Below are 23146 nucleotides of genomic sequence, written 5' to 3'. Positions count from 1 at the left end.
CCGGTTGGCAGCTCCTGCCGCCGCCCTGTGCTCTTCCGCGGCGCCTGCGCCACAGCACGCGTCATGCGCCAGTTGAAGTGGCCCACGACGCCGAAACTAGCGCAGCCCGCTCGCGCGGTCAGTCCTGGTCGAGTACAGAGTCCGGCTGGATGTCCCAACATTCAACCGAGAGCTCGACGCTGGCGCGTCTCCCGCTCGGCGCGAAAATCGACATCACGAGTCCTGGTCGAGTACAGAGTCCGGCTGGATGTCGATTTTCGCGCCCGTCAGCTTCGCGGCGAGTCGGGCGTTCTGGCCCTCTTTGCCGATCGCTAGCGACAACTGGTAGTCGGGCACTAGCGCACGCACGGCCTTGAGCGATTCGTCGATGACGAACGCCTTTGTCACCTTGGCCGGCGACAGCGCACTTGCAACGAACGTCGCAAGATCCGGCGAGTAGTCGACGATGTCGATCTTCTCGTTGTTCAACTCGGCCGTGACGGAGCGCACGCGCTGCCCGAGTTCGCCGATGCACGCACCCTTCGCGTTGATTCCCGGCTGGGTCGCACGCACCGCGATCTTGGTCCGATGTCCCGCTTCGCGGGCGAGCGACACGATCTCCACGACGCCGCTGGCGATCTCAGGAACCTCGAGTGCGAACAACTTACGGACCAACGCCGGATGCGTACGGGACACAGTGATCTGCGGACCCTTGAGCCCCTTTGCCACGCTGGTGACATAGACGCGAATGCGGGAGCCGTGTGCGTAATCCTCTCCCGGAACCTGCTCCTCCGGCGGCAGGATCGCCTCGACACTGCCGAGATCCACGTGGATCATCCGCGGGTTAGGCCCCTGCTGGATGACGCCCGCGACGATGTCGCCTTCGCGCCCGCGGAACTCGCCAAGCACAGCCTCATCCTGAATGTCGCGCATCCGCTGGTTGATGACCTGCTTCGCGGCGAAGGCCGCGATACGGCCGAAGTCGCGAGGGTCTTCTTCCGACTCGCCGATGATGGCGCCCTCGTCGTCGTATTCAGGAACAAAAACAGAAACGTGGCCGGTCTTGCGGTCGAGGTGCACGCGGGCTGGTACCGGTTCCGTCGCATGGCCGTGGTGGTGTTCCGCCTGATCGGTGTGCTTCAGGTATGCGGTCAAAATGGCCTGCTCGATAATCTGGGCGAGTTCGTCGAACGGGATCTCCCGCTCTCGCTCCATCAAACGCAAGACACTGAGGTCGATGTCCACAGCCGGCCTCCTCTATTCAGATAATTGCCCGCTCACCTCCGTGACGGGTCAGTCTTCTACCGTACCCGACAGCGGGGCTTTGCGTCATGCCAGGCGCGTCGCGATATCGGTGATCGGAACCTGTGTGCGTTCTCCCGTTCGACGATCCCACAGCTCGACGAGACCCTCTGCCACGCCGCGACCTGCAATGACGATGACCGGCACACCGATCAGCTCTGCGTCACCGAATTTCACGCCCGGTGACACTTTCGGCCGGTCGTCGAACAGAACATCACGGCCGCTGCGCTCGATGTCAGCGACGATCGATTCCGCGGCCTCATAGATCGCCGGATCCTTGCCCGTCGCAATCACATGCACGTCGAACGGCGCGACAGATGCCGGCCAGATCAAGCCCTTAGCGTCGTTGTTCTCCTCCGCGATGATCGCGAGGATGCGTGTGACGCCGATTCCGTATGAGCCCATGGTCACCGTGACGAGTTTGCCGTTCTCGTCGAGCACCTTCAGGCCGAGCGCCTCCGCATACTTCCGGCCGAGCTGGAACACGTGGCCGATCTCCATGCCGCGGGCCAGCTCGACCGGTCCGGAGCCGTCCGGTGCCGGATCGCCCGGCAGCACTTCGGCCGCCTCGACGGTGCCGTCCGCAGTGAAATCGCGCCCAGCAACCAGGCCGAACACGTGCTTGCTGTCGAGATTCGCGCCGGTGATCCAGCCGGAACCGTCGGAGACCCGCGGGTCCAGCAGATAGCGGATGCCGGTGCTCGACTTTGCACCGAGCACAGGGCCGGCAGCTGACCACGGCCCGATGTACCCCTTCACCAGGCCGGGATGCCGTGCGAAGTCGGCCTCCGTCGCAGCCTCGACCTCGGCCGGCGCGAACGCGACCTCGGCACGCTTCAGATCGACCTCGCGGTTTCCCGGCAGCCCGATGACGACGAGTTCGCGCGAGCCGTCGAGGTGCACGAGCGCGAGCACCACGTTCTTCAGCGTGTCAGCCGCCGCCCAGGCGCGACCATCCGGCCTCGGGTGCTTCTGGTTGGCGACCGCGACCAGCGTTTCGATGGTCTCGCTCTCCGGAGTGTGGAGCACCTCGGCAGGTGTGAGCTTCTCGTAGCCGCGGGCGGCAGGTGCGATCGTCGTGAACGCTTCGACGTTCGCGGCATAGCCGCCCGCCGATCGCACAAATGTGTCCTCGCCAACGGGAGTCGGGTGCAGGAACTCTTCGCTGCGCGATCCGCCCATCGCACCGGCATCCGCTTGCACGATCACGTAGCTGAGGCCGAGCCGAGCGAAGATTCGTTCGTACGCGTCGCGCTGCTTCATATACGCGATGTCGAGGCCGGCGTCGGTGTAGTCGAAGCTGTAGGCGTCCTTCATGGTGAATTCGCGGCCGCGCAGCAGGCCGGCGCGCGGCCGGGCTTCGTCGCGGTACTTGTCCTGGATCTGGTAGATCGCCAGCGGCAGGTCCTTGTAGCTGGAGTACAGGTCTTTCACCAGGAGGGTGAAAGCTTCCTCATGCGTCGGCGCAAGAACGTAGCCCGCGTCTTTGCGGTCGGAGAGCCGGAACATCAGCGGGCCGTACTCGCCGTAGCGGCCGGTGACCTCGTACGGCTCCTTGGGCAGCAGTGCGGGAAAGTGGACCTCGTGCGCCCCCGCGACCGTCATCTCCTCGCGGATGATCTGTTCGATCTTCGCCTTCACTCGCAAGCCAAGCGGCAACCACGCGAAAATCCCGGCTGACTGCCTGCGGATGTACCCGGCGCGCACCAGCAGCTTGTGGCTGGTGACGTCAGCGTCGGCAGGATCTTCACGAAGCGTGCGGAGAAAATAGTTCGTCAGGCGTGTAGGCACGCGTTCTACTTTAGCGGCGCGGGCCGGAGCCGCGCCCGAGCGGCGACGCCAAGCGCCCAGACCACGGCTGCGACGAGAATCAGGCTGAGCACGTTGAGCACGCCGTAGCCTGCCCACGCCAAGACGACCCCCGCAAGAGCGCCACCAGCCGCGCCGCACAGATTCATCAACGAGTCGGAGAAGCCCTGCACGGAGGTGCGCTGTGTGACGGCCACCGACTCCGTCAGCAGGGCGGATGCTGCGATCGTGCTCGCCGACCACCCCAACCCGAGCAGCACCAGGGCCACGGCCACCGCCACCTGGTTGTCGCCGGCGAACCAGTTGGTCACGAGCGAACCCACGAGCAGAACCTGCCCGAGGATGATCACTCTTCGACGGCCGAGACGATCACTGAGGATGCCGAAAACCGGCGACAGCGCGTACATGCCCGCCGTGTGCAGGCTGATCGTCAACCCGATGATCATGATGCTCGCGCCCGCGTTCATCAGATGCACAGGGGTCATGGCCATCACCGCGACCATAACGGTGTTGCTGAGCGCCAGGGTGATCACGGCAACAGCGGCAGCGCGGTTGTTCCGCAGAATCGTGACACCCGCCCATCGGCTGCGTCGCACCGATGGCGCTGGCGCTATCGCCTGTGCCTCGGAGGCCCGCGCCAGGCGCTGTGCAGTGAGCAGTGGATCCGGGCGCAAGACCACGAGATACAGGGCGGCCGCCAGCAACTGGCACACGACGGTGAGCGCGAACGCTCCGGTGAGCGGCGGCAGCCCGAATGCTTGACCGATCTGATCGCCCGGCGGGGCGAGATTGGGGCCGATCACGACGCCGACGGTCGTCGCCCAGATCACCAGCGAGAGGTCGCGACCGCGCGTGCGGTCAGCTGCGAGGTCGACGGCGGCGAACCTGGTCTGCAGGTTGACGGCGCTGCCCGCGCCGACCGCGCCGAAACCGACTAAGACCAGCGGCAGGCTGCCGAGCGCTGCCCCGACAATGACGAGAACTGCTCCTACTGCGGCGATGGTGGTTCCGCACGCCAGCGCGAGCGCTCGGCCCGAGATTCCGGCGAGCCGCGCGAGCGGGATCGAGAACACCGCTGCGCCCAAGGTGACCATCGTCGTGGCGAGGCCGGCGTAGGCATCCGCATGGGCTACCGCGACGACCAGCAGCGAGCCGAGGGAGAGCGCCGCCCCCATGCCGACACCGCCGAGAATCTGACCGAGCGATAGCACGATCAGCACTCGTCGTTGAAGACCCGGTGTGGGCACGGATTCCGGGTGTTTTACGGCGCCGTTCTGCGCCGGCCGAGCCGCGCTATCCAAAGGCCCGGCGGATTCAGACATGCCGTTCAGAATAGCGGCCTCGGCGGCTACGCGGGGCTGACCTACCGCCCCCAAGACAAAATGGTGATGTGGGTCGCACACCGGCGGCTCACTGGTGCAGCGCGCTCACTTCTTCGGGGCGCTGCCCAGGGCGTTGATCGCCCGGATCAGCCGGTACAGCTCACCCACCTGGTGCTGGTCGAGATGGAGCACGATCCTCGCAAGGTCGAGCTTGTCGTCGTCGCGCACCTCGTCTCGAAGCGGCACGGTGCGTTCGATCGCGCCCGAGGCGCACAGCCACGCGAAACGCTCGTTGAGTTCGCCCAGTTCCACGTCGGTCGGGCGCTCGCGCAGGCGCAGCACGAGGGTGTCGTCGACCCAGCGCAGCGAGTCGTAGTTGCGCCAGAATCCGGTGATCTCGGCCACCGCGGCATCCACGGAGTCGGTGATCAGCACGCGATCGAAGTCGTCGGCGTTGATGGTTCCGGATGCCGCCAGCTCGCGCTCAACGTACTGCTGCAGCCCGGCCCAGAAAGTGCCGCCCGTGCCGTCGAGCAGCACGATCGGCACCGGTTCCGCCTTGCCGGTCTGCTGGAGGGTGAGCAGTTCGAACGTCTCGTCGAGCGTGCCGAACCCGCCTGGCAGGCTGACGAATCCGGCAGACTCCTTCATCAGCATCAGCTTGCGCGTGAAGAAGTACTTCATCGAGACGTGGCGGTCTTCGGTCGCCTCGATCAGCGCGTTCGGCTTCTCCTCGAAGGGCAACCTGATGGAGACTCCTATCGAGCGGTCCGGCCCGGCACCTTCGGCCGCCGCTTCCATGATTCCTGGCCCCGCCCCTGTGACGACCATCCACCCCTTGTCCGCCAGAGCTGACGCGACATCGACTGCCTGCCGGTAGAGCGGGTCATGCTCCTTCGTGCGGGCCGAACCGAAGACCGTGATCTTCGGAACACCTTCGTAGGGCGCGAACAGACGGAAGGCATCTCGCATCTCCGTCAGCGCCGCCGAGACGATCTTGAGGTCGAGGCGGTCGGTGCCGTCCTGGCCTAGTTCGATGCCTGTCGACAGGATGCTCGTGATCAGCTTGCGCTGCGAGCGGACGCCGGCCGCATCGAGAAGTGCGGCGATCTGGTCGGCGAGGGGTGCGGCATCCATTCCCCCACTTTCGCACAGCCGGGTGTACCGCGGGCGCGGCGTCGCTCGAGTTCACGGTGGGAAGCCTTCAGGTCGGCGGTCGCGCCTAGAGTTGACCTCGTGCCCCATCGTCGCGCCCGGCTTACGGCATCCACCGTCCAGGGAACGCTCGCGGCCGCGCTGGCCGGCCTGCGCACACAGCTGCAGCTGCCCGACGGCTTCCCGCCCGAGGTGATCGCCGAGGCCGATGCGGCGGTCGCCGCTCCCCCACAGCTCGACCTGCGCGGCATCCCGTTCGTCACCCTCGACCCCGCCGGGTCGCGCGACCTCGACCAGGCGATGCAGCTGGAGCGACTCGGCTCGGGGTGGCGAGTGCGCTACGCGATCGCCGACGTGCCGGGCTTCGTGGCGCCGAACGGGGCGATGGATGCCGAGGCCCGCCGCCGCGGAGAAACGCTCTACGCCGCAGACGGCGCTATTCCGCTGCATCCGACCACGATCAGCGAAGGCAAGGCGTCACTGCTTCCCGGAGTGGACCGCCCCGCCTTCGTGTGGACGTTCGACCTCGACGACCGCGGCGCCGAGCTCGCGCACCGCGTCGAACGAGCCTGGGTGCGCTCGCGCGCACAGCTCGACTACGTCTCGACGCAGGCCGCGCTCGAGCGCAATAACAGCGACTCACCCGCTGCGCTCCTGCCCGAGATCGGCCGCGCGCGACTGGAGCAGGAACGGCTGCGCGGCGGTGCGAGCCTCAACCTCGCGGACGAAGAGATCGTGCGAGACGCCGCCGGCGGCTATGTCGTCGAGCGGCGCCGGCCGCTGCCGCTCGAGGACTGGAACGCCCAGCTGTCGCTGATGACGGGCATGGCGGCGGCCACACTCATGCTCGACGCGGGCATTGGCATCCTGCGCACCATGCCCGCTGCCGATGACGCGGCCCAGTCCGCGTTCCGGGTGCGCACCGTTGCCCTTGGCCTCCCGTGGCCGAGTGGGATGCCGTACGGCCAGTTCCTGCGCGGCCTCGACCGCGACGACCCGCAGACGCTCGCCGTGCTGCAGGCGGCGGTGTCCCTATTCCGGGGTGCGGGCTACGTCGCGTTCGACGGCGCGCCGCCGCCGAACCCCATGCAGGCGGCGGTCGCCGCGCCGTACGCTCACGTGACCGCGCCGCTGAGGCGGCTGGTCGACCGCTGGGGTCTCGTGGTGTGCGCCGCCGTGTCGGCCGGCGCGGCGGTGCCGGACTGGGTGCGGCAGAGCCTCCCCGGGGTGCCGGCCCTGATGCACGCCGGCATCGAACGCGAGTCACGGTTGTCCGCCGGGTCGATCGAGCGTGTGGAGGCCGCGATGCTGCGCGACCGTGTCGGGCAGCAGCTGACGGCGTGGGTGCTCGAGGTGCGTGACGGCAAGGCGCGCGTGCAGCTCACGGATCCGATCGTCACGGCATCGTGCCACGTGCCCGACTCGGTTCTGGCCGGACAGACCATCGACGTGCGCGTGGTGCGCGCCGACATCCCCACCGGCGTCGTGCAGCTCGAACCGGCGGATGCCCCCGACTCTGCGTCCGCGGACGCCCCCGGCCGCGCCCCGGTGTGACGAATTCCACAGATCTCTCGATCAGCGGCGTGGTATCACAAGCGATACCGTGGGCTCTTGGCCATGACACTTCGACTCACAGCTGACGAGACCGAGGCCCTCCGACTCCGCGCCGCCGCTGAGAACAGATCGATGCAGGAGATCGCGCGCGAAGCAGTTCGTCGTTACATTGAGACCACGAGCAAACGCGACCTTCTTGATCGCGCCATCGATACAACCCTGACTCAGTACGCGGAGGCGTTGCGGCGTCTGGGCGACGAGGCATTCCTCTTCACCAAGCGAGTCGCGTCAGGCGAGCTCGACGACGTGCAGGACATCGCGGTCGAAATCGAAGCGCGCCTGCTCGAGCGCACCTGACGTCGCGCGTCACTAACGCAGCATCCGCAATCGCGCCGGCCTCCGGCACGCGATCGAATAGTGCCTCAGTGCCCGACCGTCACCGTGGGCTCACCGGAAGGCTGGCTCTCTGCCAGCTCGGCTGCGATGCGGTTCGCTTCTTCGATGAGCGTCGCCACGATCTCCGATTCCGGCACCGTCTTGATGACCTGGCCCTTAACGAAGATCTGTCCCTTGCCGTTGCCGGATGCGACGCCCAGGTCGGCCTCGCGCGCCTCGCCAGGTCCGTTGACGACGCATCCCATCACGGCCACGCGCAGCGGAACGCTCATGCCCTGCAGACCGGCGGTGACCTCGTCGGCGAGCGTGTAGACATCCACCTGGGCTCGGCCGCATGACGGGCACGAGACGATCTCGAGCTTGCGCTCGCGCAGGTTGAGGGACTGCAGAATCTGCAGGCCGACCTTGATCTCTTCGACAGGGGGCGCGCTCAGCGAAACGCGAATCGTGTCGCCGATCCCCTCCGCGAGCAGAATTCCGAAAGCCGTCGCGCTCTTGATCGTGCCCTGGAACGCCGGCCCGGCTTCCGTCACGCCGAGGTGCAGCGGCCAATCGCCGCGCTCAGCAAGCAGCCGATAAGCCTTGACCATGACAATCGGGTCATTGTGCTTGACCGAGATCTTGAAGTCGTGAAAGTCGTGCTCTTCGAACAGACTCGCCTCCCAGACTGCGCTTTCGACGAGGGCCTCCGGTGTCGCCTTGCCGTATTTCTGCAGGATGCTCGGCTCGAGCGACCCGGCATTCACCCCGATGCGGATGGAGACACCCGCAGCCTTGGCCGCTGCCGCGATCTTGCCGACCTGGTCGTCGAATTTGCGGATGTTGCCGGGGTTCACCCGCACACCGGCGCAGCCTGCGTCGATGGCGGCGAACACGTAGTTCGGCTGAAAGTGGATGTCGGCGATCACCGGGATCTGCGACTTCTTCGCAATGATCGGCAGCGCCTCCGCGTCGTCACGACTGGGAACGGCGACCCGCACGATGTCGCATCCGGATGCCGTCAACTCGGCGATCTGCTGCAACGTCGCATTGATGTTCGGAGTCGGCGTCGTCGTCATCGACTGCACGCTGATTTGGGCGTCACCGCCGACCAGAACCTTGCCGACCCGGATCTGACGGGACTTGCGTCGCGGGGCGAGAACGTCGGGAGCCTTCGGCATCCCCAGATTGATTGCTGCCACCGACTCAGTGTAGATCGCGCCGCTGAGCGTTGAGCAGAACCCTCGACCCCTTCCGCTGGTCGAGTAGCCTGCTAGCTTCGGTCCCTGAGCCAAGTCGAAGGGCGAGCCGGCGTATCGAGACCAAGGGTCGCCTGCCGAAAGTCTCTGGTCTCGATACACGGCGCTCGTTCCTCGCGTCGCTACTCGACCACCGGTACCGCACCTTTCCGCTGGTCGAGTAGCCTGCGAGCGCAGCGAGCAGGCGTATCGAGACCCAGGGCGTCGCACTACAGCGTGCGGTCTCGATACACGGCGCTCGTTCCTCGCGTCCCTACTCGACCACCGCCTCCGCTGGTCGAGTAGCCTGCGAGCGCGGCGAGCAGGCGTATCGAGACCAAGGGTCGCCTGCCGAAAGTCTCCGGTCTCGATACACGGCGCTCGTTCCTCGCGTCGCTACTCGACAGCCGGAGGGGCGCCGAACGGGCCAGCGCGCAGAGTCCGGGCCGGCGTCACAGAATGGCACATGCTCGATGACACATACTGGATTGATGGCCCAGGATCAGAAGTCGAACGTTGCGGTGTTTGCCACGATTGCGTTGTTCGGTGTTGTCGTCGTCAACGCCGGTGCCGTGACGATGGTCATGCTGGCTACCCGAAACATGACCGCGTTCGGCATCGGCGCGATCGGTGCGATTGCAGCAGCGGTGTTCGTTGATTTTCTCGCCGTGCGTTGGTTGCTTGGCCGGCGCCGCGAAAGCCGGTAACCCGCGCACGCGAGCTGCTCAGCCGTGATGGGCCGAGGCAACACAACACCGCAGGGTATGGCGAAACTTGCGGCGTACCTCGATCTACTCGATAGAGGCCCGGCGCGAGCAGTCGACTTTCACAAGTCGAGGACGAATCGCAAAGACCGGTCGATTTCTTGCATCGAGCCAGGATCGACCATTCCTTGCCGAGAGGTGAGCCGCTCGACCGAGACCACCCGCAACTGATCGCATCGGGCGTATGAGGTGTGTTCAAGCCCGCTATTCTCGGGTTCCAATTCGATGTGGCTTCGAAGCCCGTATCCGCGCGTCGTGATCGGCACGACGATAACCAGCCCACCTGCACCGTTATTGAGGATATCGACGGATACCACGACGGCGGGCTGCCTGAAGGCCGGTTCGTGGCCGATCGGCCGGCCGAGATCCACGGAGTAGACCTCCCCGCGCCAGATCAAGCGAGCGCATCCCACTCGATGCGTTCAGCCGCGTAGCGCTCCCACTGTTCAGGATCACTACGCAAACGCTGGTAGTCCTCACCCAGCCCGTGTAAGAACTCGCGCCGCTCCAGCGCGTCAAGGGCGTCGTGCACAACATCAATCACCGAGGTCTCACGAGCCTTGGCGATGAGTTGAAGGCGTTCGGAATCAGGCCGCCGAACGCGCACGGTCGTAGTTTCAGCTGTCATAACTCATTGTAGACGAAATGTAGACTCTCGGCATCCTATGCCAGAGCGCGATGCCAGCCTCCAGCCGCTGTCACAGACCGAGCTGGGCGCGCAATGCCGCACCGAAGGCATCCGGATACTCGAGGTGCGGCGAGTGGCCGCAGTCCGCGAGCGCGAGCTCGGTGTACGCACCGCCGGCAGCCTGGTACTCGTCGAGCACGTGCCTGGTCTGCGTCACCATCGGCTGCGGCGGCGCGACCTCCGCCCCCGGCCAGCCCGGAATCACACCAACCTGCCCGAGCATGTTGAGGTCGAAGTACGAGCCGTCGGACACGATCGCATCCTGTTCGCCGCGCACCCAGAGGATCGGCGGTTTGCGCTCGAGCGCGACGATTCCGCTGAGATCGAGGTACTTGGGTGCCATCGTGTTCAGCACGCCGTGCTCCCCCGGCGCGAAGCCCGGCCAGTTCTCGGATGCGACCGAGTCGCCTGGGTAGTTTCCGTCGCCGAGCGCGGTGGTCAGCATCGACTCGACCCAGAGATCCTCACGCTCTGAGCTGTATCCGGCGGCGACATAGGAGGAACGGAACACCGACCGGGCCGTGGTCGGTGTATCAACGCTGGTGTCGCCGTCGCGGATGCTCCGCACAAAGTCAGGGTTGGCTCCCCCGGCTCCGGTGCCGGCGTTGTCGGCGGTCAGCACGCGGCCGTCTGCGCCCGCCGTGCCGCCGAAACCATAGGGCGAAACCGGGGAAACGAGGGTGACCGAGGCGACGGCATCCGGTCGGTCAAGCAGCTGCTGCAGCACGACACCGCCGCCCATGGACCAGCCGACCAGATGAGCGGATGCGATGCCGAGCGCATCAAGCACACCCCACACGTCGTCCGCGTAGTCGCGCAGTCCGCGGGTCGCATCGACTGGGAGTGTCTCACTGCCGCCGAAACCGCGCAGGTCGATCGCGAGCGCTCGCACGCTCGCCGGCAGTGCCAGCATGGTCGGCTGCCAGAACAGGCTGGATGAGACGTTGCCGTGCACGAACACGACGGTCGCCACCGCCTCGGCGCCCTGCGCGGCGGGACGTTCCAGCACGTTGGCACGCAAGCGGGGTGTCGTGACGCTGTGGGCGTCGATTCCGTCGAACAGGGATGGGGACATGATCGTTTCTCCTCGAGTTGGCGGTGGATGTGTTGGTAACAGCTCGTGCGATCGCTGGGCGACTCCTTGGAGTCACACGGCGTTCGCGGCGTCGAGACGGCCCTGCAGCACGGGCCGCACCTGCGCAACGCCGTGCTCGGACATCAGGATCGTGTAATGGTTGACGTCGTCGACCTCGTGCACGCGAAGTGCGGGGAACAACCGTGCCAATTCGGCCAGCCGATCATCCGGGTAGAGCGGCGGCGTTTCATTCAGCAGGCCGCGCGGCGAATGCAGGAATTCCAGTGGTGGCGACAGCGCGGCCACCGCCTGCGCGTAGCCGTCGCCCTCCCCCATTTGCACGATGTTGGTCGCAACGGCTTCGAGCCGAGCCGAGGATCGGAACGTGTCGCCGTCCGGTTCGAGGTCGTAGTCGATGTAGGCCGCGATGTCGTCGTTCCAGTCGCCGAACGCCGGATGCGCACGCCAGAAGTCGGCGTACGCATCACGACTCGGGTAACTCATCGTGAGCCGCTGCGCTGCGGGCCCGAGCAGCGCGATCGCCTGCTCGAGCGTCGGCGTTGCATCCGCGGCCGGTGCATCCGGGCCCGAGGCATCCGGGCCCGCCAGCGGCAGCCCTCCGTCGATCAGCACGACGGATGCGATTCGGTCCGGATGCTGGTCGGCCAGCCGCACTGCGACGAAGCCTCCCATCGAGTGCCCGACGACGACCGCGCGTTCGATGCCGAGTGCGTCGAGAACGCGAGCGGCGTCATCCGCGTGGTCACGCATCCCCCACGGTGCCGGAAGCCGATTGCTGCGGCCGCGGCCGCGCAAGTCGGGGGCGACCACACGCACATCCGGCAGAGCACGTGCGAGGGTGCGCCACGACTGATGCGACGCGGTGATGCCGTGGATGGCGAGCAGCGGCACTCCTGACGCGTTGGAATGCCACTGCCCGCCGGCCAGCTCAGCGCCGGTTTGTTCAGTGCCTACGGCGGGCACCCGGAATTCTTGATAGTCGTTCATCGCGCGCTCCAGCCGCCGTCCATTGTGTAGCTTGCTCCGGTCACCATGCCCGCGTCGTCGCCGGCCAGCCACAGCGCCAGGCTGGCCACCTCGCGGGGTTCGACCAGGCGTTTGATAGCCGTCTCCGTCAGCATGATCTGGGGCACGACCTCGTCTTCGCTGATGCCGTGCAAGCGTGCCTGATCCGCGATCTGCTTCTCGACCAGCGGAGTGCGCACGTACGACGGTTCGATGCAATTGCTTGTCACACCGTGCGGTGCACCCTCTAAGGCGGTCACCTTTGAAAGCCCTTCCAGACCGTGTTTGGCCGCGACGTAGGCCGATTTGTAGGCGGATGCGCGCAGCCCGTGCACGCTGGACATGTTGATGATGCGACCGAAGCCACGCTCGTACATGCCGGGTAGTGCCGCCCTGATCAGCAGGAACGGAGCTTCCAGCATCAGCCGGATGATCAGCGAGAACCGTGCCGGGTCGAAGTCTTCGATCGGGCTGACATGCTGGATCCCGGCATTGTTGACCAGGATGTCGCAGTTCGCGATGGCAGCGTCACCGCTGAGTTCGGCGAGGGCGGCAGTGTCGGAGAGATCGACAGGCCACGCAGTGCCGCCGAGTTCGTCTGCGAGCGCAGTCGCGGCATCCGCGTTGAGATCGGCGATCGTCACCCGAGCACCGGCCGCAGCGAACGCGCGTGCGCAGGCCTCACCGATGCCACTGGCGCCGCCGGTGACCACCACGGTGCGCCCGGATAGTTGCTGCTGAACGTGATCGGTCATCCGCTGCTCCTTTGCAGACCGGCTGCGGTACCCCGCGTGTAGTGCGCACTCGCGAGATACTGGGTAGTGAGAAGTACTGGCTAGAGAAGTCCGTTCGCGCAGCCTATCCGGTTGCCCGGTCAGTTGCACTCGCACGATGAGTGCACGAATGAATTCTGTGAGAAGAAGGAGTCACCATGACAGACACCGATGTCGTCATCCTCGGCGGGGCACGAACGCCGCAGGGACGCGTTAACGGCCAGTTCGCGACCCTCAGCGCCGTCGCACTGGGCACGATCGCGGTGCGTGGTGCCCTCGAGGCCGCAGGAGTCAGCCCTGACCAGGTGGATGCGGTCTATCTCGGTCAGGTGCTGCAGGCGGGAGCCGGGCAGAATCCCGCCCGGCAGAGCGCGATCGGCGCGGGCATCCCGTGGACGGTCAACTCGATGACGCTCAACAAGGTGTGCCTGTCGGGCCTGCAAGCCGTGGTGGATGCAGCGCGGCTGATCCGCCTCGGCGAAGCGGATGTTGTTGTCGCCGGCGGCCAGGAGTCGATGACACAGGCGCCGCACCTGCTGCCGGGGTCGCGTCGCGGCTGGTCGTACGGCAGCTTCACCGCGATCGATCATGCTGCATACGACGGGCTCTCCGACGCGTTCGACGGGCTCTCGATGGGCGAGTCGACCGAACACCGCAACACGACGCTCGGGATCGGGCGGCGCGAGCAGGATGAGATCGCCGCAGCCTCGCATCAGCGGGCCGCTGCGGCCGCCTCGGCAGGCGTGTTCGAGCACGAGATCGTTCCGGTTTCGGTACCGCAACGCAAGGGCGAGCCGCTGGTGATCACACACGACGAAGGCGTGCGCGGCGACAGCACTGTCGAGACTCTGGCAGGACTTCGGCCCGCGTTCACCGTCGACGGCACGATCACCGCAGGCAACTCCTCGCCGCTCAGTGACGGTGCGAGCGCGCTCGTCGTGACGAGCAAAACGTGGGCGGATGCGCACGGGCTCGCCTACCTCGCAGTCGTCGGCGCGTCCGGTTCCGTCGCTGGCCCGGACAATTCGCTGCACTCGCAGCCGTCGAACGCCATCAGCGCCGCGCTCAAGCGCGCGGGGTGGGGCGCATCAGAGCTGGACTTCGTCGAGATCAACGAGGCGTTCGCGGCAGTGTCGCTGTGGTCGGCACGGGAGCTCGGAATCGATCAGGCGAAGGTGAACGTCCATGGCGGGGCGATTGCGCTCGGGCACCCGATCGGGGCATCCGGGGCGCGCCTTGCGCTGCACGCCGCGCTCGAGCTGTCCCGCCGAGGAACCGGCCGGGCGGCGGTCGCGCTGTGCGGCGGTGGCGGTCAGGGAGACGCCCTGCTGCTTTCCCGTTGACCCGGTGGTCGAGTAGTCCGCGAGTTTTCGGTCCCTGAGCGAAGACGAAGGGCGAGCAGACATATCGAGGCCCGATACGCCGGCGTTGGGGGTCTCGATACGCGTACTCGCTGCGCTCGTGCGCTACTCGACCAACAGGGCGCGTACTTGCTGCGCTCGTGCACTCCTCGACCAACAGGGTGCGTACTCGCTACGCTCGTGCGCTCCTCAACCAGCGACGGTCAGCCGAGGGTGATCGGTTTCACGATGTCTGCGTAGGCGAGCAGCACGCTCATTGCGCCCAGCACGACAACGACAACGAAGGTGACGGGCATCCAACGGGCCATGTCGACTGGGTGCGGCTCTTTGCGGCGGAAGATCTTCGCCCACGCCCGCTTGATCCACTCCCACGCGGCACCCAAGATGTGACCGCCGTCCAACGGCAGCAGCGGGATCATGTTCATCACGAACAACGCGATGTTCAGCGACGCGAGCAGGCTGAGCATCGTCTGCACCTTGCCGATGACCGGGATCACACTACTGCTGGCGATGTCCCCGGCCATCCGGCCGACACCGACGATGCCGACAGGGCTGTCTGCCGCGCGTTGCGATGGGCCGAACGCGGCATTCCAGACGCCGACCATCCGCTGCGGCAGGTCGATCACGATTTTGGTGACGGCTGCGATGTTGTCCCCGGCGGCTGTGAACGCGGTGCCGATCGGCTGCTGCACAAGCTCGGTGCCGGGGCTGATGCCCACGACTCCGACGTCTTGAGTGATTGCCTTGCCCGCCGCGTTCTTCGTGATGTTGCCTTGGCTATCGTAGACGTACTGGGTGCTCGGCGTGGGCGTGACTTCGAGTGTGACGCGCTTGCCGTTCCGCTCGACCACGAGCGCGGTCGTCTTCGACGGCGCGGCCTTGATCAGCTCACTCATCTGGGTCCAGCTGGTCACTGCTTTGCCACCGAACGAGATGACCTTGTCACCGGCGCGGATGCCCGCTGCCGCAGCAGGCGACTGAGGGTCCGACGCATCGCAGGTCTGCCGCGAACTGGTCGCAGGCAGAACACACTGCGACACGCTCGAGACCGTCGTGCTGTACTGCTGCACCCCGATACCGCTGACGATCACGCCGAACAGCACCACCGCGATCACGAGATTCATGAACGGCCCGGCGAACATGATGATGATCCGCTTCCAGGGGGCGAGCCGATAGAAGGCGCGATCGTCCTCGCCATCCGCGACGGTTTCGGCGCTCGCCGTGCGCGCATCCTGCACGATCTGGTTGTAGAAGCCGGTACTCGCGTTCCTCGCCTTCTCCCCCGGATGCTTCGGAGGGAACATTCCGATCATCGCAATGTAGCCGCCGAGCGGGATTGCCTTGACGCCATACTCCGTCTCACCCCGGCGAAACGAGAACAGCGTCTTGCCGAAGCCGATCATGTACTGCGTCACCTTGACGCCGAAGAGCTTCGCGAAACTGAGGTGGCCGAGTTCATGCAACGCGATCGAGACGGCGAGCCCGATCACGAAGATCACAACGCCGAGCACGAACAGAAGTACGGAATCCACAGGGCAAGGCTACAAGTCGTGCACTGCAAGGATGCCCAGAATCAGCCCGTGCGGTGGATGCATGCCTCTTACCCGGTGATCTCACACAGAACCCATAACAAGAGAACCCATAAGATACCGGGGTAGCGTGCTTCTGAAATCAAATACGCACGACGACAACTCGAGGAGTGCAGCACCCCGTGGGAACTGGCAGAGGCGCAAACGGCCCAACCAAGAAGGAGCGTCAGGCGATCGCGCGCGAGCAGGCGCGCATCGCACGTGAACAGGCGCGTGTCCGGGCCCGCCGTCGCAAGTGGTATCTGCAGGGCGGGATCGCTGCGGTCGTACTGGTCGGACTTGCCGTCGCGGGATTCGTGGTCGTCAATGCGGTGCAGCCCGCCGGACCCGGCCCGAAGAACATGGTCAGCGACGGAATCGTGCTGACCAGCACAACATCGGCGGTGGCGACGCCCGCTCTCGCGTCGGGCGAAAAGCCGGTCCCGACCACGCAGGACCTGAAGGACGGCAAGGCCCACGTCACGGTATACCTCGACTATCAGTGCCCGTACTGCCAAGAGTTCGAAGCGGCCAACGCCAGTCAGCTCGGAACCTGGCTCGACAACAACCTGGCGACACTGGAGATTCATCCGATTGCCATGCTCGATTCCTCCTCCAGCGGCACGAAATACTCCTCGCGTGCCGCGAACGCTGCGGCCTGCGTCGCCAATTACAAGCCGAGCGTCTACTTCGCGATGAATACCGCGCTGTTCAAAGACCAGCCGAAGGAAGGCGGCACCGGCTTGCCGAATTCGAAACTGATCTCGATCCTGCAGGGCGTCGGCGCAACCGGATCGACAATCGAGAAGTGCGTCAACGACGGGACGTTCTCGGCGTGGGTCTCGGCATCGACCACGCGGGCGCTGACGAAGCCACTTGCCAACTCAACTGAAAAGTCCGTATCCGGCACGCCGACAGTGATCGTCAACGGTGTCAAGTACCCGGGTTCGGTCAGCGACGCGACAGCGTTCGCCACGTTCGTCAACGGATTGATGACCAGCCAGTCGGGCGCGTCGACGTCAACTCCCACACCGACCGGAACGCCGACCCCGTAGCGGACAGCGCCGTAGCCGACAGCGCCGGAGCCGACAGCGCCGGAGCCGGCAGCGCCGTAGCGGACACCCGGGCGCGCTAGTGCGCGACCAACAGGTCGGCCTTCGCGCGCGCCCAGCGCTCGGCCTCGGCCAGCGAGGACCGACTCAGTTCGTCCGCCGGCTCGTGAACGTCGACGACCCGCTCAATGATTGACACGATGTCCAGGTAGCCGATGCTTCCTGCGTGGAACGCGAGCACCGCTTGCTCGTTCGCGGCGTTGAAGACAGCCGGGTACGTGCCTCCGGCCTGCCCGGCCTGCTTCGCCAGCCGAACCGCAGGGAACGTTTCGTTATCCAACGGTTCGAACGTCCAGGTCTGGGCCGCCGTCCAATCCAACGGACGACCGACGCCGGAAACGCGGTTCGGCCAGTCGAGAGCAAGTGAGATCGGCAATCGCATGTCGGGCGGCGAGGCCTGAGCGATCGTCGACCCGTCGAAGAATTCGACCATCGAGTGCACAATCGACTGCGGATGCACGACCACGTCGATGCGCTCATACGGCACGTCGAAGAGCAGGTGCGCCTCGATCACCTCGAGCCCCTTGTTGACGAGTGTCGACGAGTTGGTCGTGACCATCAGCCCCATGTCCCAGGTCGGGTGCGCCAGCGCCTCCTGCGGCGTTACGTTCGCGAGCGACTCGCGGGTGCGCCCTCTGAACGGGCCACCGGATGCCGTCAGCACGAGCCTGCCCACCTCTCGCGGCTGCCCGGATCGCAGCGCCTGTGCGATCGCAGAATGCTCAGAGTCCACAGGCACGATCTGGCCCGGCTCTGCCAGCGAGGTCACCAGCTCGCCACCGACGATCAGCGACTCCTTGTTGGCCAGGGCGAGAGTGCGCCCCGCTTCAAGCGCAGCCAGCGTCGGCCACAGCCCGACGGACCCGGTGATGCCGTTCAGAACAATGTCCGCGTCAACGTCGCGCACGAGTTGTTCGGCCTCGTCGACCCCGAGCGCTGTGTCGTCGACGTGAAACTCGGCGGCCTGCGCCTGGAGAGCCTCCCGATTGCTGCCTGCAGCCAACCCGACGACATCGAATCGTTGCGGATGCGAACGGATAACGTCGAGCGCCTGTGTGCCGATCGAACCTGTCGAGCCCAGAATGACTACTTTGCGCATGCGGCCATCGTATCGACGGCAGCCGCTGTCGAGTAGCGAGCGCCAGCGAGCCTATCGAGACCTGCGTACGGGGTCTCGATACGCGTGCTCGCTGCGCTCCCGCGCTACTCGACCACCAGGCCGCCGCCTACCTGGTGGTCTTCAGGATGTCGATGACGAAGACAAGCGTGTCAGTGCCCTTGATGCCTGCGCTCGGCTGGCCTGCCGCGCCATAGCCGTCTGCCGGCGGGATCACGATGACGACCTGTGAACCCACCGTCTGCCCAACGAGGCCGGTGGCAAAGCCCTTGATCACACCGGTCGTAGAGAAGGTGGCAGGCGCCTTGCCCCAGCTCTGGTCGAAGACCTTGCTCGTGCTCCAGTTCGTGCCCTGATACTGCACGGTCACAGTGTCGCCGGCCTTGACCGTTTCGCCGGAGCCCTTCTTGAGCACCTCGACCTTGGTCTCGGTCGGCGGCGTCGACTTGGGGATTGTGACAGTCGGCTTGCCGGACGTTGCAAGCTTCACGGTCGGGAAGCCGGCCTGCGGCTTCTGGTCCTTGCCATTGGCCTTTGCCGGCATCATGTCGACGATGTCAGCCACGAACACGATCGTGTCGGTGGCCTTGAGGCCGAGGCTGGATGGATCTGCCGAGCCGAACGCAGTCTTAACAGGCGACGTCGCCACGACACGGGACCCGACCGGCGCGCAGTTGACGACCTGGCTCAGTACCGGAATCAACGTCGCATCTCCGACAGTGATCGGGATCTTCGCGCTCGTGCCGTAGCCGTTGGTGGTCAGCTCCTTGCCGGTTGAGCCGTTGTACGCGACCAACGCGACGTCGACGGTCGTCGACTTCGTCGCGACGGCACCCGAGCCGGTCGTGATGTACGAGCGTTCGGTCGTCTTCGCTGTGAGAGGCTCCTTGAAGCTCACCTTCGGTTCGGCACCGAGCTTGCCACTGACCTTCACGGAGTCCGAGACGGAACCGGACGCGACGCCCTTGCAATTAGCGGATGCTGAGTTGCCGGCCGCGGTGCATCCGCTCAGCAAGAGCGCAGACGCAGCCAAAATGACAAGGGGAAGTGATTTACGCACGAAGATCGCTTTCTTTGGGGCAAGGGCACCCAGTCTGCCTGATCGGGATTTGTCTGTGCTGGGAGACCGCCGATAGGCACGTCACAAGATGGAAACGAGCGAAGCCTAACATTGTCGACATGTCCCGTGATTTCTCCGTACCTCAAAGCCGCCGCCTCGTAACCGAGCTGCCAGGGCCGCGCTCGCTCGAATTGCAGCAGCGGCGCCTCGCCAGCGTCTCTCGCGGAGCGGGAACCCTCGCGAACATCTACATGGATCACGCGTCAGGCGCAGTGCTGGTCGACGTCGACGGAAATCGGTTGATCGATCTCGGTTCCGGTATCGGCGTGACGACCATCGGGCATGCTCACCCCGCGATCGCGGCGGCAGCGGCCGAGCAAGCCGGCAAGCTCACCCACACCCTGTTCACCGTGACGCCATACGAAAACTATGTGCGGGTGGCCGAAAAGCTTGCGGCGATCACGCCGGGTGACTTCGAGAAGCATTCCATTTTGGTGAACTCGGGGTCCGAGGCCGTAGAAAACGCGGTCAAGATCACCCGAAAGTACACCGGGCGGCGGGTGATCCTCAGCCTCGACCACGCCTTTCACGGTCGTACCAACCTGACGATGGCGATGACCTATCGGCCATGGCCCGAGCGAAGCGGCATGGGCCCGCTGCCAGGAGACCTGTACAGCGTGCCGGTCAGTTACCCGTTCCGCGACGGTCTATCCGGGGAGGAAGCGGCCGAACGCACGATCGATTACATCACAACGCACATTGGCGCGGAAGACGTGGCGGCATTCTTCGCAGAACCGATCCAGGGTGATGGCGGCATCAACATTCCTGCGGACGGCTACTTCACCCGGATGCGTGAGTTCTGCACGGCGAACGGCATCGTGTTCGTCGCAGATGAGATTCAGGCAGGCATGGGCCGCACAGGTCGCTGGTATTCGATCGAGCATTTCGGCGTGGTTCCCGACATCGTGCTGACCGCAAAAGGTATCGCGGGCGGCTTCCCGCTCGCCGCCGTCACTGGCCGGGCCGAGATCATGGATGCCGTGCAGCCCGGTGGTATCGGCGGAACGTTCGGTGGTAATCCGGTCTCCACCGCTGCCGCTCTTGCCGTGTTCGACGTGTTCGAAAACGAGAACCTGCTCGAGGAGGCGCAGCGTGTCGAACGCGCCCTGAATGCTCGGATTGGTGACTGGGCGCAGCGGTTCGGTGTCGTCGGTGAGGTACGCGGAAAGGGTGCGATGTTCGGCGTCGAACTCGTTCACCCGGGCACCCGCAAGCCGAACCCGGAAGCGCTCAGCGCTGTGATCGCGCATGCGAGCGCTCATGGGGTGATCGTGCTCGATTCCGGCAGCTGGGACAGCGTGCTGCGCATGCTGCCGTCAGTTGTGATCAGCGAAGATCTCATCGACGACGCGGCGACGGTGATCGAGGAGACGCTCGCCGTACTCGGCTGACGGGACTGCGCTCAGGCGGCCAGCAAGACCGCCTGGTGGCGCACCGTCTCCCCGGCGGGCTCTCCACTCGCAATCGGCGAACCCACCCCGAATCGGGTAGTCAGATCCAGAACCTTCGGTGCCGCTTCAACGGCGGAGAGGTATTCGGCGTCCGTGGCCCGGAGCAGGTCGGGCACGGAAATCCCGAGCACCAGGCAAATCGTCGACAGAATCTCGCTGGATGCCTCTTTGCGGCCGCGCTCGATCTCGGACAGATAGGGAAGCGACACGCGCGATCGCTCCGAGAGCTGGCGGAGCGTCAGGCCGCGCTGCAGCCGCAACCTGCGCAAAGCGGATCCGATCGCATGCCGCAACAGCATGGCGCCTGTCCTTCCGTCGGTTTTCATCGGTCACGGTCGCCAGTCGGTCACGATACCGCGTGAACTCAGGCTATCCGGCTGGCGGCTGTGAAGGCAGCATCCACTCCGATTCGAATTCTGCTGTCAGCAGACACCGCCTTCCAGCACGGCTCCCAAACTCCACCGCTAGGCTCAACGGGTGCCGCCGACGCCAGCTCCGCGCGCATCCCGCGACCGCAGCAAACGCCGGATGCGCTCACCGGTCACGGTGCGTCGGGCGACATACATCGCCGTCGCAATCGTCGCCACCGCCGTCGTTCTCCCGTTCGCACCCGCTTCTGCGGTCTCGTCGCCGGCATCATCGACGCGTACAGCGTCCGCGACTGCCGCATCCGCGCCGGCATCCGTGGCAGCCGCGGTTACGGCGCCCGCTCGCGTGGCACAGAAATTCGACCCCGGTTTCATCATCAGCGACGACAATTTCTATGATGCCAACGCCATGACGCAGCAGCAGATCCAGTCGTTCCTCCGTGCTCAAGCCTGCATCCCGAAAGACGCGGTGTCCTGCCTCGCCGACTATCGCGAGACCACTACGAGCCGGCCGGCTGAATACGCGCACTGCGCACCCTACTCCGGTGCCCGATCGGAGCGAGCAAGCGCCATCATCACGAAGGTCGCGGTCGCATGCGGCATCAGCCCACGAGTGCTGCTCGTGCTCTTGCAGAAAGAACAGTCACTCGTAACAAGACCGAGCACGTACGGCTATCAACGCGCCACCGGCTACGCTTGCCCAGACACTGCCGAGTGTGTCAGCGAATACTTCGGGTTTTTCAACCAGCTCTACAACGCGGCTTGGCAGTTCCGCGAGTACAGCGCTTCGCCGGATTGGCGCTATCACGTCGGCGCCGTGCGCATTCAATACAGTCCGAACGCACAGTGCGGCTCCACGATCGTGACGATTCGCAACCAGGCGACGGCGAACCTCTACAACTACACCCCGTATCAGCCGAATCTGGACACCATTGCCGCTCCCAGCGCACCGCCCACGCCCTGTTCCACCTATGGCAACCTGAACTTCTCCCGTATCTACGCGCAGTGGTTCGGCGATCCGACAGCACCCGGGCTGCCGGACTGGTGGGGCAGTTGCCTGCTTTACATCGGCGGAGACACGTGCCCGACCGACGCCACCGTCGTTTCCGTCCCCGACTGATTCAGGCGAGACGCATTCCGGGGATGGAATATGACCGCGACTATCCTGGAACGGATGCCAGCGAACAACGAGGGTGCCACGGCTGTGACCCACACTTCCGAATCCGGAAGCGATCTGCCAGTTCGCCGACCCGGTTTCCTCTACCTGTTCGGGCGGGTCGTGCTCACCGCGATTGCCCGGGTGCTGTACCGGCCGCGCGTTGTGGGCCGCAAAAACATTCCGAAACACGGATCCGTCATTTTGGCGAGCAACCATCTGTCGTTCATCGACAGCATCGTGATTCCGATCACAGCGCCGCGGCGGGTGCAGTTCCTCGCCAAGGCGCACTACTTCGAAGGCACAGGCCTCATCGGAGGCATCCAACGGGCATTCTTCACCGCAATCGGCGCGGTCGGTGTGCGCAGAGGCGCAGGCCAGGCCGCTCAAGACGCCCTTGAGCAGAGCAAGCAGATCATCGAGACCGGCAGCGCGTTCGCGTTATACCCGGAAGGTACGCGATCACAGGACGGCCGGCTGTACAAGGGTCGCACCGGCGTCGCGTGGCTTGCCCTGTCAACCGGCGCACCCGTCGTGCCGGTCGGCCTGATCGGCACCGATCGACTTCAGCCGCCAGGAAAGGCGATCCCGCGCTTGCGCAGGGTGACGGTCGTGTTCGGGGAACCAATCGACGTCAGCGCGTGCGGCGCTGCGACCTCCGGCAAAGCCCGCCGCCTTGCGACAGACGAGATCATGACCGCCATCCAGAAGTGCAGCGGGCAAGAGCTTGCGGGCGTCTACAACGAGGTACCGGCATCCGGAACCGTCGAGCGCATCAAGCGCGCGGTTCTGAACCCCGAACGTCGCTGACGTGCGCTCGGGGCGTTCTGCTC

General features: G+C 65.4%; 22 protein-coding genes. 8 read left to right on the top strand and 14 right to left on the bottom strand.

The annotated features are described in order from the left end of the window. Nucleotides 1-213: 213 nt before the first annotated feature. The 4 genes from nusA to QU604_RS08125 form a co-directional block, all read right to left on the bottom strand. Nucleotides 214-1224: a transcription termination factor NusA gene (gene nusA, locus QU604_RS08140; protein WP_308468307.1), complete on the bottom strand. Its 1011-nt coding sequence runs from the start codon at nt 1222-1224 to the stop codon at nt 214-216. 84 nt (nt 1225-1308) lie between these two features. After that, nucleotides 1309-3072 (bottom strand): proline--tRNA ligase, encoded by a 1764-nt coding sequence (locus QU604_RS08135; RefSeq protein WP_308468306.1) that lies wholly within the window; start codon nt 3070-3072, stop codon nt 1309-1311. Between the two features lie 5 nt (nt 3073-3077). Continuing rightward, a complete protein-coding gene (locus tag QU604_RS08130) occupies nt 3078-4412 on the bottom strand; it encodes an MFS transporter (RefSeq protein ID WP_308468305.1) in 1335 nt (444 codons plus the stop codon). A 105-nt stretch (nt 4413-4517) separates the two neighbouring features. Then, nucleotides 4518-5549, bottom strand: a complete 1032-nt coding sequence (locus QU604_RS08125) for an LOG family protein (protein WP_308468304.1) — start codon at nt 5547-5549, stop codon at nt 4518-4520. A gap of 99 nt (nt 5550-5648) precedes the next feature. On the opposite strand from QU604_RS08125, the gene QU604_RS08120 reads away from it, so the two are divergent. Then, entirely contained in the window at nt 5649-7121 is a 1473-nt protein-coding gene (locus QU604_RS08120) for an RNB domain-containing ribonuclease (RefSeq protein WP_308468303.1), read from the top strand. 63 nt (nt 7122-7184) lie between these two features. Continuing rightward, nucleotides 7185-7478: a ribbon-helix-helix protein, CopG family gene (locus QU604_RS08115; RefSeq protein ID WP_308468302.1), complete on the top strand. Its 294-nt coding sequence runs from the start codon at nt 7185-7187 to the stop codon at nt 7476-7478. A 65-nt stretch (nt 7479-7543) separates the two neighbouring features. Here QU604_RS08115 and ispG read toward each other — a convergent pair whose 3' ends face one another. Beyond that, nucleotides 7544-8698 (bottom strand): flavodoxin-dependent (E)-4-hydroxy-3-methylbut-2-enyl-diphosphate synthase, encoded by a 1155-nt coding sequence (gene ispG, locus QU604_RS08110; protein WP_308468301.1) that lies wholly within the window; start codon nt 8696-8698, stop codon nt 7544-7546. A 527-nt stretch (nt 8699-9225) separates the two neighbouring features. Here ispG and QU604_RS08105 point away from each other — a divergent pair. Beyond that, entirely contained in the window at nt 9226-9441 is a 216-nt protein-coding gene (locus QU604_RS08105) for a hypothetical protein (protein ID WP_308468300.1), read from the top strand. 119 nt (nt 9442-9560) lie between these two features. Here QU604_RS08105 and QU604_RS08100 read toward each other — a convergent pair whose 3' ends face one another. From QU604_RS08100 to QU604_RS08080, 5 genes are all read right to left on the bottom strand, one after another. Beyond that, nucleotides 9561-9896 (bottom strand): type II toxin-antitoxin system PemK/MazF family toxin, encoded by a 336-nt coding sequence (locus tag QU604_RS08100; RefSeq protein ID WP_308468299.1) that lies wholly within the window; start codon nt 9894-9896, stop codon nt 9561-9563. Next, entirely contained in the window at nt 9893-10126 is a 234-nt protein-coding gene (locus QU604_RS08095; RefSeq protein ID WP_308468298.1) for a hypothetical protein, read from the bottom strand. Before QU604_RS08095 ends, QU604_RS08100 begins: the two co-directional genes overlap by 4 nt. A 70-nt stretch (nt 10127-10196) precedes the next feature. Next, nucleotides 10197-11261, bottom strand: a complete 1065-nt coding sequence (locus tag QU604_RS08090; protein WP_308468297.1) for an alpha/beta fold hydrolase — start codon at nt 11259-11261, stop codon at nt 10197-10199. Between the two features lie 72 nt (nt 11262-11333). Beyond that, complete coding sequence (locus tag QU604_RS08085; RefSeq protein WP_308468296.1) at nt 11334-12269, bottom strand: alpha/beta hydrolase; 936 nt, start codon at nt 12267-12269, stop codon at nt 11334-11336. Continuing rightward, nucleotides 12266-13042 carry a 3-hydroxybutyrate dehydrogenase gene (locus QU604_RS08080; protein WP_308468295.1) on the bottom strand — a complete coding sequence of 259 codons (777 nt, stop codon included), beginning with the start codon at nt 13040-13042 and terminating at the stop codon, nt 12266-12268. Before QU604_RS08080 ends, QU604_RS08085 begins: the two co-directional genes overlap by 4 nt. 176 nt (nt 13043-13218) lie before the next feature. On the opposite strand from QU604_RS08080, the gene QU604_RS08075 reads away from it, so the two are divergent. Further along, nucleotides 13219-14403 carry an acetyl-CoA C-acetyltransferase gene (locus tag QU604_RS08075; protein ID WP_308468294.1) on the top strand — a complete coding sequence of 395 codons (1185 nt, stop codon included), beginning with the start codon at nt 13219-13221 and terminating at the stop codon, nt 14401-14403. 221 nt (nt 14404-14624) lie between these two features. Here QU604_RS08075 and QU604_RS08070 read toward each other — a convergent pair whose 3' ends face one another. Further along, on the bottom strand, nt 14625-15953 hold the full coding sequence (locus tag QU604_RS08070; protein ID WP_308468293.1) for a M50 family metallopeptidase: 1329 nt from the start codon (nt 15951-15953) through the stop codon (nt 14625-14627). Nucleotides 15954-16132: 179 nt separating this feature from the next. On the opposite strand from QU604_RS08070, the gene QU604_RS08065 reads away from it, so the two are divergent. Continuing rightward, complete coding sequence (locus tag QU604_RS08065; RefSeq protein WP_308468292.1) at nt 16133-17044, top strand: DsbA family protein; 912 nt, start codon at nt 16133-16135, stop codon at nt 17042-17044. Nucleotides 17045-17120: 76 nt separating this feature from the next. Here the strand turns inward: QU604_RS08065 and dxr are convergent, their stop codons facing one another. Together dxr and QU604_RS08055 are read right to left on the bottom strand one after the other, a co-directional pair. After that, nucleotides 17121-18200 (bottom strand): 1-deoxy-D-xylulose-5-phosphate reductoisomerase, encoded by a 1080-nt coding sequence (gene dxr, locus QU604_RS08060; protein WP_308468291.1) that lies wholly within the window; start codon nt 18198-18200, stop codon nt 17121-17123. A 127-nt stretch (nt 18201-18327) separates the two neighbouring features. Then, nucleotides 18328-19278: an FKBP-type peptidyl-prolyl cis-trans isomerase gene (locus QU604_RS08055; protein ID WP_308468290.1), complete on the bottom strand. Its 951-nt coding sequence runs from the start codon at nt 19276-19278 to the stop codon at nt 18328-18330. 119 nt (nt 19279-19397) lie between these two features. Here QU604_RS08055 and QU604_RS08050 point away from each other — a divergent pair, with 119 nt between their 5' ends. Further along, nucleotides 19398-20729, top strand: a complete 1332-nt coding sequence (locus QU604_RS08050) for an aminotransferase class III-fold pyridoxal phosphate-dependent enzyme (RefSeq protein ID WP_308468289.1) — start codon at nt 19398-19400, stop codon at nt 20727-20729. A gap of 11 nt (nt 20730-20740) precedes the next feature. Here QU604_RS08050 and QU604_RS08045 read toward each other — a convergent pair whose 3' ends face one another. Next, on the bottom strand, nt 20741-21088 hold the full coding sequence (locus QU604_RS08045) for a helix-turn-helix domain-containing protein (protein ID WP_308468288.1): 348 nt from the start codon (nt 21086-21088) through the stop codon (nt 20741-20743). 178 nt (nt 21089-21266) lie between these two features. Between QU604_RS08045 and QU604_RS08040 the strand changes: the two genes are divergently transcribed. Both QU604_RS08040 and QU604_RS08035 read left to right on the top strand, forming a co-directional pair. Continuing rightward, entirely contained in the window at nt 21267-22277 is a 1011-nt protein-coding gene (locus tag QU604_RS08040) for a LasA N-terminal domain-containing protein (RefSeq protein ID WP_308468287.1), read from the top strand. 30 nt (nt 22278-22307) lie between these two features. Next, entirely contained in the window at nt 22308-23123 is an 816-nt protein-coding gene (locus QU604_RS08035) for a lysophospholipid acyltransferase family protein (RefSeq protein WP_308468286.1), read from the top strand. Nucleotides 23124-23146: the final 23 nt, after the last annotated feature.

The organism is Rathayibacter sp. SW19 (genome assembly GCF_030866825.1).
Taxonomy (GTDB): domain Bacteria; phylum Actinomycetota; class Actinomycetes; order Actinomycetales; family Microbacteriaceae; genus Rathayibacter_A; species Rathayibacter_A soli.
Note: the sequence above shows the minus strand (reverse complement) of the source record. Positions and strands in the feature narration are given on the sequence as shown.

Excerpts from the sequence above, each read along its gene's own strand:
- QU604_RS08130 (WP_308468305.1), bottom strand. The coding sequence starts at position 4,412 with ATGTCTGAATCCGCCGGGCCTTTGGATAGCGCGGCTCGGCCGGCGCAG.
- QU604_RS08125 (WP_308468304.1), bottom strand. The coding sequence starts at position 5,549 with ATGGATGCCGCACCCCTCGCCGACCAGATCGCCGCACTTCTCGATGCG.
- QU604_RS08115 (WP_308468302.1), top strand. The coding sequence starts at position 7,185 with ATGACACTTCGACTCACAGCTGACGAGACCGAGGCCCTCCGACTCCGC.
- QU604_RS08105 (WP_308468300.1), top strand. The coding sequence starts at position 9,226 with ATGGCCCAGGATCAGAAGTCGAACGTTGCGGTGTTTGCCACGATTGCG.
- QU604_RS08095 (WP_308468298.1), bottom strand. The coding sequence starts at position 10,126 with ATGACAGCTGAAACTACGACCGTGCGCGTTCGGCGGCCTGATTCCGAA.
- QU604_RS08090 (WP_308468297.1), bottom strand. The coding sequence starts at position 11,261 with ATGTCCCCATCCCTGTTCGACGGAATCGACGCCCACAGCGTCACGACA.
- QU604_RS08085 (WP_308468296.1), bottom strand. The coding sequence starts at position 12,269 with ATGAACGACTATCAAGAATTCCGGGTGCCCGCCGTAGGCACTGAACAA.
- QU604_RS08080 (WP_308468295.1), bottom strand. The coding sequence starts at position 13,042 with ATGACCGATCACGTTCAGCAGCAACTATCCGGGCGCACCGTGGTGGTC.
- QU604_RS08075 (WP_308468294.1), top strand. The coding sequence starts at position 13,219 with ATGACAGACACCGATGTCGTCATCCTCGGCGGGGCACGAACGCCGCAG.
- dxr (WP_308468291.1), bottom strand. The coding sequence starts at position 18,200 with ATGCGCAAAGTAGTCATTCTGGGCTCGACAGGTTCGATCGGCACACAG.
- QU604_RS08050 (WP_308468289.1), top strand. The coding sequence starts at position 19,398 with ATGTCCCGTGATTTCTCCGTACCTCAAAGCCGCCGCCTCGTAACCGAG.
- QU604_RS08045 (WP_308468288.1), bottom strand. The coding sequence starts at position 21,088 with ATGCTGTTGCGGCATGCGATCGGATCCGCTTTGCGCAGGTTGCGGCTG.
- QU604_RS08035 (WP_308468286.1), top strand. The coding sequence starts at position 22,308 with ATGACCGCGACTATCCTGGAACGGATGCCAGCGAACAACGAGGGTGCC.